8 protein-coding genes are annotated in these 13,649 nt (G+C 69.0%); all 8 read left to right on the forward strand.

Going from position 1 to position 13,649, the window contains the following annotated elements; translation table 11 throughout:
• Positions 1–3,989: PKD domain-containing protein (locus AB1634_00005; GenBank protein ID MEW6217899.1), on the forward strand; the 3,989-nt coding region annotated here is incomplete at its 5' end.
• Positions 3,990–4,327: 338 nt separating this feature from the next.
• On the forward strand, positions 4,328–5,539 hold the full coding sequence (locus AB1634_00010; GenBank protein ID MEW6217900.1) for a hypothetical protein: 1,212 nt from the start codon (positions 4,328–4,330) through the stop codon (positions 5,537–5,539).
• A 279-nt stretch (positions 5,540–5,818) separates the two neighbouring features.
• On the forward strand, positions 5,819–6,682 hold the full coding sequence (locus tag AB1634_00015; protein ID MEW6217901.1) for a PHP domain-containing protein: 864 nt from the start codon (positions 5,819–5,821) through the stop codon (positions 6,680–6,682).
• 109 nt (positions 6,683–6,791) lie between these two features.
• Positions 6,792–8,180, forward strand: coding sequence for a sigma-54 dependent transcriptional regulator (locus tag AB1634_00020; GenBank protein MEW6217902.1), 1,389 nt, complete (start codon positions 6,792–6,794; stop codon positions 8,178–8,180).
• A gap of 13 nt (positions 8,181–8,193) precedes the next feature.
• Positions 8,194–9,063, forward strand: coding sequence for an Hpt domain-containing protein (locus AB1634_00025; GenBank protein MEW6217903.1), 870 nt, complete (start codon positions 8,194–8,196; stop codon positions 9,061–9,063).
• Positions 9,064–9,542: 479 nt separating this feature from the next.
• Positions 9,543–11,984 carry a multicopper oxidase domain-containing protein gene (locus AB1634_00030; protein MEW6217904.1) on the forward strand — a complete coding sequence of 814 codons (2,442 nt, stop codon included), beginning with the start codon at positions 9,543–9,545 and terminating at the stop codon, positions 11,982–11,984.
• Between the two features lie 11 nt (positions 11,985–11,995).
• Positions 11,996–12,586 carry a cohesin domain-containing protein gene (locus AB1634_00035; GenBank protein MEW6217905.1) on the forward strand — a complete coding sequence of 197 codons (591 nt, stop codon included), beginning with the start codon at positions 11,996–11,998 and terminating at the stop codon, positions 12,584–12,586.
• A 203-nt stretch (positions 12,587–12,789) separates the two neighbouring features.
• The gene (locus AB1634_00040) at positions 12,790–13,647 is read left to right on the forward strand and encodes a protein-glutamate O-methyltransferase CheR (GenBank protein MEW6217906.1); all 858 of its coding nucleotides are present in this window, start codon (positions 12,790–12,792) and stop codon (positions 13,645–13,647) included.
• The last annotated feature ends 2 nt before the right edge of the window (positions 13,648–13,649 follow it).

Raw genomic sequence — 13,649 nt, forward strand, 5'->3', positions numbered from 1 at the left:
TGCCGGGCTACGAAACGAAGGCCTACAGCCTCACCCTGGCGGCCAACACCCTGACCGAGGTCGGCCAGGTGGCGCTGGCGCCGGCGGGTAGCGCCGGCCCCTTGCCGGATCTGGCCATCGCCGGCCTGGAGATGAGCGGGGTGGCCCAGGATCCGCACACCCTGAGCCTGAGCGGCACGCTGGCGGTCTTCGTCACCAACCAGGGCGAGGGCGCGGCCCAGCCCTTTGTGGATGCTGCGGCCTTCTCGGACAGCAATCGCAACGGCCTCTATGACCCGGCCGTTGATCTCCTCCTGGGCCGGGCCAGCACCGTCATGGCGCTGTTGCCCGGCGCCGAGATGCTGGTCAACATCCCGGTCACCGGCAGCCTGCCCTACCGGGATGCGCCGATCCTGGTCTGGGTGGACAGCCTGGGGGCCGTTGCCGAGACGGACGAGGGCAACAACGCCCGCTCCTCCGGCGCTTGCGCCGCCGATGCCACGCCGGGCGTGGACCTGACCCTGGCCCGCCCGGAGCTGGTCGACCACCAGTCATCCCTGAGCCTGTCGGTGCGGGTGGGCAATGCCGGCGCAGCCACGGCATCGACGAGCACGGTAGCGGTGTACGAAGGCGATCCGGCTGTTGGCGGCATCCTGCTCGCCACGGTGTCAGTGCCGGCCCTGGCGGCGGACAGCTTCCTGGATGTCCTTCTGCCAGAAATGGCCGGCATCACCGGCGGCGCTGCCATCCATGCCGTGGTGGACCCGGACGGCCTGGTGGACGAATGCCGGGAGGACAACAACCAGATCTCGGTGCCGGCACCGGCCGTGTATCCGGATCTGACCGCAAGCGATCTCGCAATCACGGATAACGGCCTCGGTACGCCGTTCACCCTGAGCTGCCGGATCGGCAATGGCGGCAACATCCCGTCCCCGGACCAGATCCTGGTGGCGGTCTACAACGGCGATCCCTATGCCGGCGGCATCCTCCTGGGCACCACCGTCATCGGACCAGTGGCCCCGGGGGCCACGGTCACGGCCCAACTGCCGACCGCCGGGGCCATCGCCACCGGGGATCTCCTTTCCGCTGTGGTGGATGCGGACGACCGGCTGACCGAGCACACCGAGTGCAACAACCTGACCCAGGCCACGGCACCCGGTGGCGGCCGGGGGGCGATCACCGTCGCCACCGATGCGGCCCAGTACGGCCCCCGGTCGCCGGTGCAGCTTTTCGCCCAGGTCACCAGCACCAGTGCCCTGGCCGCCACCTTTGCCGCCGAACTGACCATCGAGGACGCTGGCGGCACGGTCCTGGCCACCTTCCCCGGCCAGGCCACCGGGGCGCTGGCCCCGGGCGCTGCCGCGCTCCTTTCCGCCGCCTGGGAGACCGCCGACCTTCTGGCCGGCAGCTACCGGGTGCGGGGCCGGCTCGTCGATGGCCAGGGCCAGGACATCCACGAGGCCGTCGCCGCCTTTGCCATCAGCCATGCCCAGGCGGACGAGCCCCAGGTGTCCCTGCGGATTGCGACGGACCGGACCGTCTACGGGGCCAACGACACCGTGCGACTGGAGAGCCTGGTCCAGAACCTGACCACCAACCGGGTGATCGATGCAGCCAGCCTGCGGCTCCGGATCGAGGACCAGAGCAGCCAGCAGGTCTTTGCCGACAGCCGCGATCTGGGCCAGCTGGTGCCGGGGGCCATGATCACCAGCACCTCGCTCTGTTCCGGCCAGGCCATGGCAGGCGGCTCCTACCTCGTCTTGGCCGAGGTGGTGGCCGGGGCTGCGCAGACGATTCTGGCCAGTGACCAGGCCCAGTACGAGGTGCGAATCCCCCCGACCCAGTCCCTGGCGGCCCAGGCCGCGGTGCTCCATCCCCTCTTGGCACCCGGGGCTGCCCAGGAAAGCGTGGTCACCATCACCAACACCGGCAGTCTGCCCGTGAGCGGCCTGGCCCTCCGGCAGTTCCTGGCCGCCATCGACGGCCAGACCAGAATCGGCACCCGAACGGCGGTCCTGGATCTGGCCGCCGGCCAGTCCCAGACCCTGACCGAGACCTTTGCCACCGCAGGACTGGCCAGCGGCGAGTACGACTTCGTGCTGCAGGCCTTGCTCGACGGCAACTGGGTGACCCTGGCCTTTGCCCCCTTCCACATCAACCGCCGGCCGGTGGCCCATGCCGGCCCGGATCAGCATGTCTTCATCGGTGATCTGGCCTTCCTGGACGGCTCGGCCAGCACCGACGCGGACGGCGAGGCCCTGGGCTATCTCTGGCGCATCCTGGCCGCGCCCCTGGACAGCTTAAGCCAGCTGTCCGACCCCACGGCTGCGATGCCGACCCTGGCCATCGACCGCCACGGCGCCTACCTCCTCCAGCTGGTGGTGGGGGACGGCCACGAAGAGAGCGCGCCGGATACGGTGCTCCTCACGGTGGGCAACGTCCGGCCGGTGGCTCATGCCGGGCCAGACCAGCCGGTCTTCATCGGCGACACCGTCATTCTCGACGGCTCGGCCAGCAGCGACGTGGACGGCGACGGCCTCAGCTATCAGTGGACGATCCTCGAGGCGCCGGCCGGAAGTCTCAGCACCCTTGCGGATCCCACGGCAGCCATGCCGTCTCTCATCATCGATCGCCACGGCGAGTACCGCATCGGGCTCACGGTCCAGGATGGGATCGACGCCAGCGAGCCGGATACCGTGCTGCTGACCGTGGGCAATGTGCCGCCGGTGGCCCATGCCGGTCCGGATCAGGAGATCGGAAGCGACCTCGCGGTCCTGGACGGCACGGCCAGCCGCGATGCGGACGGCGATGCCCTCACCTGCTCCTGGAGCATCCTCCATCAACCGGCGGACAGCACCGCGCTCCTCTCCGACCCGGCCGCGGCCCAGCCAACCCTCTTCGTCGATCAGCCCGGCCAGTACATCCTGCAGCTCATCGTCCACGACGGCTACGAGCCCAGCGAGCCGGATACGGTGGTCCTGGATGTGGTGAACATCCGGCCCCAGGCCGAGGCTGGACCCGACCGGACGGTGATGGCCGGCGAGACGGTGCCCCTGGACGGCACCGCCAGCCAGGACGCCAATGGCGATCCCCTGTCGTACCGCTGGAGCATCACCAGCCGGCCGGCCAACAGCGTGGCGGCCCTTGCTGATCCGGCCGCCGCCCAGCCGAGCTTCACCCCGGACCTTGAGGGGGTCTACATCGTCCAGCTGATCGTCAGCGACGGCCTTCTGGACAGCCCGCCGGACACCACGACCATCGCCGTCGCCAACCGGCCGCCGGCCCTGGAGCCGATCACGGCCATCCTGGATCCGGTGGCGGTCCAGACCCAGGTCTGCGCCAGCGCCGTCTTCCATGACCCGGGTGAAGAGGACCTGCCGGCCGCGGTCTGGGACTGGGACGATGGCACCGTTACGGACGGCCTCTTCAGCACGAGCGATGGCGCCGACACCGTGGCCGGCTGCCACAGCTATGCCGCGGCCGGGGTCTACACCCTGGCCCTGACCCTGACCGACGATGACGGCGCCACCGCCCAGGCCGTCTTCCAGTACGTGGTGGTCTACGACCCGGAGGCCGGCTTTGTCACCGGCGGCGGCTGGATCGCCTCGCCGGCCGGCGCCTATGCCCTGGACCCGACCCTGACCGGCAAGGCCAGCTTCGGCTTCACGGCCAGATACCACCGGGGCGCCACAGTGCCCACAGGCCAGACGGAATTCCAGTTCAGGGTGGCGGGGCTCAACTTCCACAGCACCAGCTACGACTGGCTGGTGGTGGCCGGTGCCAAGGCGAAATACAAGGGAGACGGCGCCATCAACAGCGCCGGCGGCTTCGGCTTCCTCTTGACCGCCACCGACGGCCAGCTCGCTGGCGGCGGCGGGGTGGATACCTTCCGGATGAAGATCTGGGACAAGGCCACCGGCACGGTCATCTACGACAACCAGCCCGGCGAGGCCGACGATGCCGAGGCCACGACCGCGCTGGGCGGCGGCAGCATCGTCATCCACCGGTAGCCGGTAGCCGGCCGGCGACCGCCTACCGGCGGGACCGCAACAGGGGCGGGGCACAGGTCCTATGACTTCCATGGACCCATGGACCCATGGGACGTATAGGACCTATAGGACTTATGGGAGGCCACCATGGCCAACTTCCGGCGTTGTACCCATTCGGGTGCGCCCGGCGCATGGCAACCCACGAATCCTATGATTCTCATAGCTCCCATAGCTCTCCTGGGCGCACGGGACTTATGGGACCTCTCCATCGGCCACCAGAGCGGACTTCCGGCGTTGCATCCATTCGGGTGCGGCCGGCGCATGGCAACTCTCAAGCGGCATCACAAGGAAGAACGGCGATGACTCGTTTCATGCGGACTGGCCTGGTGGTCCTGTCAACAGTGTGCAGCCTTGCGGTCTGTCCACCCGGGCTGCGGGCGGAGCTGCTGGTGGCGCCGGGGTATGCGCTGGAGGTGGTGGCCCAGGCGCCGCCGTGGCTCTGGATCGCGGACCTGACGTTCAGTCCCGCCGGCCGGCTGGTCTACTCGGTGGGGGCCGCGTCCCGGGTGCCCTGCGACAGCTACATCGGCATGATCGAGGACGACGGCACGCCGGGGGTCTTTGCCGAGCCCTGCATCGACAACCCGATCTCGGTGGCCTTCAAGGAGATGACCGGCGAGCTGCTCTTCTTTGCCGAGGGCGCGGGCTACAGCGACTACCTCTACAGCATCCCCTTTGGCGGCACCAATGCCGATCTGGCCCTCCTGGCCAGGACGTTCGTCCTGAACCGGGATCTGGTGGCAGATACGCAAGGCAACCTCTTTTTGGCCGACATCTATCGCGGCGCCATCTTCAAGATCGACCCCTACAGCCGGGTGACCATTTTTGCCGGCGGCACGTCCAACCAGGGGGACGGGTTCCATCTGGATATTGACGCCAACGACGTCCTCTACTTCACGGATGCGGTGGCGGGCAATGTCTACACGATCACCCCCGGCGGTCAGATGAGCCTCCTCACCGCCGCCTTCGAGGCCCCCAACGCCATCGCCGTGGACCCGGAGCACATGGTCTATGTCTCCGATGGCCTTACCGTCTATACCCTGTCGCCAGCCGGCGAGATCGCCACCCTGGCCACCGGGGAAAAGGTCACTGCGCTTGCGGACGGGCCGGATGGGGCGATCTATGCCCTGACCATCGGCAGCACCATCTACCGCATCGTGGCCGATCCCTGTGGCGCCTTGGCCATCGAGGATTTCCACGGCGAGCCAGCCCGGTTCAACCCCCTGCCCCTGGCCGGCCAGCGCGTTCACCTCGCCGCCACCATCCTTGCCCCGGCCGACCAGCCGGTCTCCTGGAGCCTGGTGGTCAACGGGCAGACGGTGGCTGCGGGCACGGGGCCGGAGGTGCAGGCCGCCTGGGACGGCCGGATTGGGGAAGGCGTCCATGACCTGGTCCTGACCGCCACCACCCAGGACGGCGCCTGCCAGGCGGAAAAGACCTTGCAGGCGGCGATCGAATGGCAGGACGACTGCCGGCTGGCGGTGTCCTTTCTGCCTGACGTTGCGCCCTGAAGACCGGGGGCCATCACCGACACCATTCTCCGCACTCCTGCCGCGTTCGCCACCGGGAGGGCCCAACTGGTCAATTCCAGCGCGCTCCCCCCGCCGCCACGCTGCCCCGGCAAGGAACCCGCCCGCCGCCTGTCCAGGCCCCCCCGCAAAAAACATATCCGCCCCAGCCGCGGCCTTTTCCGGCCCGTCGAAAGGACACCGCTGAACGGCACAGACCTTGAGGTGTCCCTGCCCGGGATTGGGTTTGACAGCCAGCCGCTGTCCGGCTACTTATGCCCCATGCCCGGCGTCGATCTCCATCTCCATTCCACGTGCTCGGACGGCACCCTCACCCCGGCGGCCCTGGTCGCCCTGGCCCGGGAGGAAGGGCTTGCTGCGGCCAGTGTCACCGACCACGACTCGGTGGCCGGGGTGGCGGCAGCTTTGGCCGCCGGCCAGCTGCTGGGTGTGGAGGTGCTCTCCGGGGTGGAGATCGGCAGCAGCCAGGATGGCGTCCCCTTCCACCTGCTGGGCTATGGCTTTCGCCCGGAGGACCCGGGTCTTCAGGCCCGGCTGGCCCAGCTGCAGGAGGGCCGGCAGCAGCGCAACCTGGCCATCATCGAGCGGCTGGCGGGCCTGGGCATCGGCATTCGCCTGGAAGAGCTGCAGGCAGAGGCGGCCGGCGGCCAGATCGGCCGGCCGCACTTCGCCCGCCTGCTCCAGGCCAAAGGCCATGTCCGGTCCGCGCAGGAGGCCTTCCACCGCCTGCTGGGCCGGGGCCGGCCGGCCTACGCCAGCCGCTTCCGCTTCCCGGCCGCCGAGGCGATCGCCTTTCTCCAGGCGGCTGGCGGCATCGCGGTCCTGGCCCACCCGGGCTCAATCGGCCTGGCCTCCTTCCGGCGCCTGGAGCGCTTCGTGGGCAAGCTGGCGGCCGCCGGTCTCGATGGCCTGGAGGCGTACTATCCGGATCACGATCCGGCCATGGCCGGGCGCCTGGTGCGTCTTGCCACCAGCTGCCGCCTGGTGGTGACCGGTGGCTCGGACTTCCACGGGGCGGCGCGGCCCCAGGCCGCCATGGGGCGGGTGGGCGGCAAGACCCTGGTGCCCGAGGCGGTCATGGGTCCGATCCGGGAACGCTTGACGCGGCGCCGTCGGTCCGGCTAACCTTTGCGGGCACCCCCGACCCGTTCAGTCCGACGTCCCTGTCCTCCCTCGGCGCAGGCGCCATCCTGGCCCCAACGGCAGGGGCTTACCCCCACGAAGCTCTTGGCCCATGCACACGGTTCTCATCGTCGACGACGAGCCCAACTACCGGCTGATCCTGGCCGAGCTGCTGCGGGACGAGGGCTTCGAGGTCCTGACCGCGGCCAGCGGTGAGGCAGCCCTGGGGGTGGCCCGGGAGGCGGACCTGGACATGGTGGTCACCGACATGCGCATGCCGGGCATGGACGGCATCGACCTCATGAAGGCCATCAAGTCCATGGACCGGGATCTGCCGGTGATGATCATGACGGCCTTCGGCGAGGTGGACAAGGCCGTGGAGGCCATGCGCGCCGGCGCCTACCACTACCTGGTCAAGCCCTTCAAGAACGACGAGCTGGTGGTCAACGTCCGGAAGGCCATCGAGCTGTTCGGCCTGGTGCGGGAGAACCGGCGGCTCTTGGCCGAGCTGCGGGATCGGTACGGCTTCGCCAACCTGGTGGGCAAGACCCCGGCCATGCTGGCGGTCTATCACCTGATCGAGAAGGTGGCGCCCACCCCGGCCACCGTGCTCATCACCGGCGAATCCGGCACCGGCAAGGAGCTGGTGGCCCGGGCCATCCATTTCCACAGCAACCGCAAGGACGCCCCCTTTGTCTCGGTCAACTGCGCCGCCCTGGCCGACTCCCTCCTGGAGTCCGAGCTGTTCGGCCACGAAAAGGGGGCCTTCACCGGCGCCGTGGCCTTGCGCAAGGGCCGCTTCGAGCTGGCGGACTCCGGCACCCTGTTCCTGGACGAGGTGGGCGATATGTCGGCGGCCCTGCAGACCAAGCTCTTGCGGGCGCTCCAGGAGCGCTCCTTCGAGCGGGTGGGGGGCACGAGGAGCCTGACCGTGGACGTGCGGGTGGTGGCGGCCACCAACAAGGACCTCAAGGACGAAGTGGGACGGGGCAGCTTCCGGGAGGATCTCTACTACCGCCTCAATGTGGTGCACATCCAGCTGCCGCCGCTGCGGGAGCGGGCCGACGACATCCCTTTGCTGGTGGCCCATCTTCTGGCCAAGCACACCAGGATCATGGGCCGGCCGGGGCTTACGGTGGCGCCGGAGGCGTTGCGCTACCTGATGAGCCTGCCCTGGGAGGGCAATGTCCGGGAGCTGGAGAACACGGTGGAGCGGGCGGTCATCCTGGCCTCCGGCAGCACCATCCAGAAGGAGGACCTGCAGCCGGCGGGCGGCGAGGCGCCGCCCCGCTCGGACTGGTCGGCTGGCCCCGACCTGGACCGGCTCCTGCCCAGCCATGTCCCGCTGCCGGACGTCCTGGCCACCGTGGAGGAGCACCTCATCCGGCGGGCCCTGGCCAACGCCGGTCAGGTGCAGGCCCATGCCGCCCACGAGCTGGGTATCGCCAAGAGCCTGCTCCAATACAAGATGAAGAAGTACGGCATCGCCAAGCGCAGTTGAGCCGAGGATACCCATGGACGCCGAGATCTTCCGCGAAGAGGCCAGCGAGCTTCTGGACGACATCGAGGAGACCCTCATGGAGCTGCGGGAGGCGTCTCCGGTGCCGGAGCAGCTCAACCGGCTGTTCCGGGCCTTCCACACCATCAAGGGGTCGGGGGCCATGTTCGGCTTCGACGGGGTAGCCGCCTTCACCCACGACGTGGAATCGGCCATCGACGCAGTGCGCCAGGGCACCTGCCCCTTTTCCCCCCCGCTGCTCGATCTCCTGCTCGCCAGCCGGGACCAGATCCTGCGCCTGATCGACGAGGGCGCAAAGCCCAGCCCTGCCACCGCGGCCGAGGGCGCACGCCTGCGGGAGGCCCTCATTGCCTGGCGCCAGCCGGCCGCCGCCGCCCCGCCCTCCAAGCCGGCACCGCCTTCTTTGCCGGCCGCAGCCCCGGCCCCGGCCGTCTCGGCGGCGCCTGCACCGGTGGTGCCGGCGGCCCCTGGCGTCCGGCCGTTGCGCATGCTGGTGGTGGAGGACGAGTTCGTCAGCCGGTATCTGCTCCAGGAGTTCCTGGGCCGCTACGGGGTGAGCCACGTGGCGGTGGACGGCTACGAGGCCATCCTGGCCTTCAAGGCCGCCCACACCGAAAAGAGGCCCTACGACTTGGTCTGCCTGGACATCATGATGCCGGGTCTGGACGGCCGGGAAGTAGCCAAGGAGATGCGCCGCCTGGAGACCGAGCTGGTGGCTGCCGCCCCCTGCCGCATCGTCATGACCACGGCGGTCAGCGACAGCGACATCGTCCTCGACATGTTCCAAAGCCAGCTGTGCGACGCCTACATGGTAAAGCCCATCAACTTCCCCCGCCTCGCCGAGCTCATCGACCGCTTCTTCTGATCGCGCCGGCCAGGGTCACCCCTGGCAGCCACCCCTGCCCGCTCTTCCTTGGTCCCACCGTCCTGCCAGGTTGGACGTCCGTCCTGCCCCACAGGAACGCTCACGCCCCCCCAAATGCTACCCTGCTGCCCTGCCGGGCCGGTCCGGGCCAGGCCCGGGCCCGGCAACTCGTTCTCAAGAGCCAACGGCCACCATGGCGGTTTTTCGGCCGTCACGCCGCTCAATCGGATGCGTCGATGCGTGGGATGGGTGGAGGCGACAGCCGCAACCCAGCACCCGGCCGGGGCGAGATGGGTTGCGCTGCGCTCCACCCATCTACCCTGCTGCCTCTTTTTTTGCCGCCCGGGCTCATCGCCCTGCCAGGCACCGATCTTGCTTCGAGGCTCTGGCAGGATCGACGGCGGTTCACGGCGTTGGAGACGAGCCGCCGGGCAGCACAGCAACCCACACTCAACCTGAATCGGGGAGGCAAGACGGTTATGAGAACAAGACGTGGCTATTGGCAGATGTTGCTGGCCGTCAGTCTGGCGGCCGCCAGCGCGGCGCCGGGCCAGGCGGCGCCGTTGCCCGGGGGAAGCCTTGACCCCCAATCCATCCCCAAGTACGTGATCCCGCTCGTCATCCCGCCGGAGCTGCCGCCGAGCAGCGTCCAGCCGGGCGCCCCGGCCGCCGACTACAACATTGCGGTCCGGCAGTTCCAGCAGCAGATCCTGCCCGGCGGCATCTGGAACACGGTCAACGGCCGCGGCGACACCTTTGCCCCCACCACCGTGTGGAGCTATGGCCGGGCGGAAGACACCCCACCGGCCGTGGCACCGGTTCCCGGCACCACCTTCAACTACCCGGCCTTCACCGTGGAGGCCACCTCAGGTGTGCCGACCACCGTGCGCTGGATCAATGGCCTGGTGGACGCCAACGGCGGCTACCTGCCCCATCTCCTGCCCGTGGACCAGACCCTGCACTGGGCCAACCCGCCCCAGGACTGCATCGACGGCACCCCCCGCACCGACTGCCGGGGCCAGAGCAGCGCACCCTACACCGGGCCGGTGCCCATCGTTACCCATGTGCACGGCGCCCACGTCGGACCGGAAAGCGACGGCTATCCCGAGGCCTGGTGGCTGCCGGCAGCGAACAACATCCCGGCCGGCTATGCCACCCAAGGGGGCTTTTTTGACCAGTACGACCGCACCAACGCGGTGCCCGGATCCGCCTATTTCGGCTACCCCAACGATCAGCCCGCCACCACCATCTGGTACCACGACCATGCCCTGGGCATGACCCGGCTGAACGTCGTGGCCGGCCCTGCCGGCTTCTGGCTCATCCGCGGCGGCCTCTACGGGGATGCCTTCGTCCTCGACGCAGCCAGCGGCCTGCCGGCGGTGCTGCCGGGACCGGCGCCGGTCAACGGCGCAGGAGACCCCAACTTCGACGGCGCGCACCGGGCCACCATCCGCGAGATCCCCATCGCCATCCAGGACCGGGCCTTCAACGCCGACGGCTCGCTGTTCTATCCCGACAACCGCGCCTTCTTTGAAGGCCTGGATCCGGCTTCCCTCAACATCCCCTTCATCCCGGACCCGGCCTCGGACGTCTCCCCGATCTGGAACCCGGAGGTCTTCTTCAACACCATGGTGGTGAACGGCACCACCTGGCCGGCCCTGGAGGTGGCGCCGGCCAGATACCGCTTCCGGCTGCTCAACGGCTGCACCGCGCGCTTTCTCAACCTGGCGCTCATCCTGCAAACCCCGGAGGGCGGCGAGCTGCCCTTCTTCCAGATCGGCGCCGAGCAGGGGTTTCTCCCCGCCGTGGTGCGGATCCAGACCGGCACCAGCACCGTCTATGACGGCACACCCGGCGGCACGGTGGTGCCGGTTCCCTCGGCTGACCAGGCCCTCCTGATGGCCCCCGCCGAACGGGCCGACGTGATCGTCGATTTCTCGGCCCTGCCGGACGGCACCCGGGTGCGGATGATCAACACCGGGCCGGATGCGCCGTTCGGCGGCTTCCCGGCCGATCCGGTGGCCGACCCGGCCACCACCGGCCAGGTCATGGAGTTTGTGGTGCGCAACAGCCTGCTGCAGCCTGGAGACGCCACCACCACCGCTCCGGAGGACCTGCTTCTGCCGGCGGAGCCCCCTCTGGGACTGGCGGCGACCACCCGGCAGCTGTCCCTCAACGAAATGGATTCCGCGCAGGTCTGCGTGACCGTGGACCCGGCCACCGGGGCCATCACCGCCGTGCCCGGGGACATTCCCCCCTGCTTTTCCGCCGGCGCGTTCCCCTTCGGACCCCGGGAGGCCACCCTGGGGACGGTCATGGCGGGCGGCATGGCCATGCCGATGATGTGGATGGACGCGGTCACCGAGGCGCCGCGCCTGGGGGACACCGAGGTCTGGGAGCTCTATAACCTCACCATGGACGCCCATCCCATCCACCTGCACCTGGTGCGCTTCGAGACCATCGAGCGTCAGGCCCTGGCCGTGGACCCGGCCACCATGATGCCGATGGCGATGGCGGATCCCATGAGCGCCCCGGTGCCGGCATTGCCCCACGAAGAAGGCTTCAAGGACACGGTGGTGGCCTATCCCGGCGAGGTGACCCGGATCAAGGCCAGGTTCGATGTCTCCGGCCTTTTTGTCTGGCATTGCCACATCGTCGATCACGAGGACAACGAGATGATGCGGCCCTATGTGGTCCGGCGGACGGCGGACATCAACAGCAACGGCTGTGTGGACCGGGACGACCTCATCGCTCTCATGCAGGCCATGCGCAGCAGCCTGCCGGCCCACGCCCGGATCGAGTACGACCTCAACGACGACGGCAGCCTCGATATCGTCGATGCCCGGTACCTGGTGGCCCGATTCACCCGACCGCGCGGCCAGCGGTGCGCGGCGCCGGCCATGCCGGTCAAAATGCGCTAACGGGGTGCCTGATGATGAAAAGATTCCTTGCAATCATCGTATTGGGGATAGCACTCCTGGCCACCGGCGCAGCCGGCGCCAGCACCCTCAGCCTGGATCCGGTGCTGAGTGAGACCGTGGTCGGTGGCCCGGTGGACTTCAGCGTCCACATCGCCGGCCTGGGCACCGGCCTGCCGCCCTCCCTGGGCGCCTTCAGCTTCCGTCTGGTCTATGATCCGGCCCTTCTGGCCTTCGACAGCGTCGTCTTCGGCAGCGCCCTGGGCGATCCGGGCCTGGGCGAAAGCCTCCAGCTGGTGGACGCCAGCCTGCCGGGCAGCGTGCTGGCGGAGAGCCTGTCCCTGCTCTCACCGGCCGAGCTGGATCTGGGCCAGCCGGGCGCCTTCACCCTGGCGAGCCTGCGCTTTCTTGGCCTTACCCCAGGATTCGGCGAGGTCCATCTGGCCGGGCTGCTGCTGAGCGACGGCTGGGGGTGCACCCTGCAGCCCACGGTGCACGGCATCTCCTTTGTCGCCGTGGATCCGGTGCCGGTACCGGCCACGGTCTGGCTGCTCGGCGCGGTCCTCCCTGGCCTGGCCTGCCTCCGGAGGCGAGCTGCCGCCTGAGACCCCTGCCGCACCGGCAGGAGCGCCACCCACAGGCAGCCCCGGATCGTCCCGGGGCTGCCTGTTTGTTTGGCACCCCGCCGGGCCACCCTCATCTTGACACCGGAAAGAGCGCCGTTGTGTAATGACGGTACGACTCGGCTCCAGCTGCCGGCGCTGTTGGCCGGTGCCACCATCTCGACGCTGCCGCTCGGGGAGGGCGCATGGGGATTCACGGCGGCCTGCTGCCCGCGGGCCTCATGGCGATCAGCGACCAGGAGCTTGGCCTCATCCGCAGCCTGGTCCGCGAGCGCTTCGGCATCAACCTCACCGAGCAGAAGCGGGCCCTGGTGGTGGGCAGGCTCCAGAAGTTTCTCCGGGAGCAGGGCTTTCCCAGCTTCCGGGCCTTCTATGACCATCTGGTGAGCGATGCCTCGGGCCGGGCCCTGGATCAGCTGATCAACCGCATCTCCACCAACTACACCTTCTTCAACCGGGAAAGAGCCCACTTCGACCTGCTGGCCCGGACGGTGCTGCCGGGGATCATCCGCCAGGAGGAGGCAGCCGGCAGCCGGGATCTGCGGCTGTGGAGCGCCGGCTGCTCCTCGGGCGAGGAGGCGTACCTCCTGGCCATCCTGCTCATGGAGGCCCTGGGCGTCGCCTACCCCCAATGGCAGGCCGGGGTTCTGGCCACGGACATCTCGGAGCGGGTGTTGGCTGTGGCCCGGCAGGGCGTGTATGCTGAAGATTCCCTCGCCGACCTGCCGGATTCCTACCGCAAGCGCTACTTCCAGCGCCTGGCCGACGGCCGCTGGCAGGTGGCGGGCCGCCTGCGGCAGGAGGTCACCTTCCGGCGCTTCAATCTCATGAGCCATACCTTTCCGTTCAAGAAGCCTTTCCAGGTCATCTTCTGCCGCAACGTCATGATCTACTTCGACCGCCCGACCAGGGATGCCCTGGTAAGCCGCTTCCAGAGCGCTCTGGAGCCGGGAGGCCTGCTCTTCATCGGCCACTCCGAATCACTGGGCCGGGAGCAGGGCCTGTTCCGCTACCTCATGCCGGCGGTCTATCAGCGGCTCTAGCC

Source organism: Thermodesulfobacteriota bacterium (genome assembly GCA_040755095.1).
Classification (GTDB): domain Bacteria; phylum Desulfobacterota; class Desulfobulbia; order Desulfobulbales; family JBFMBH01; genus JBFMBH01.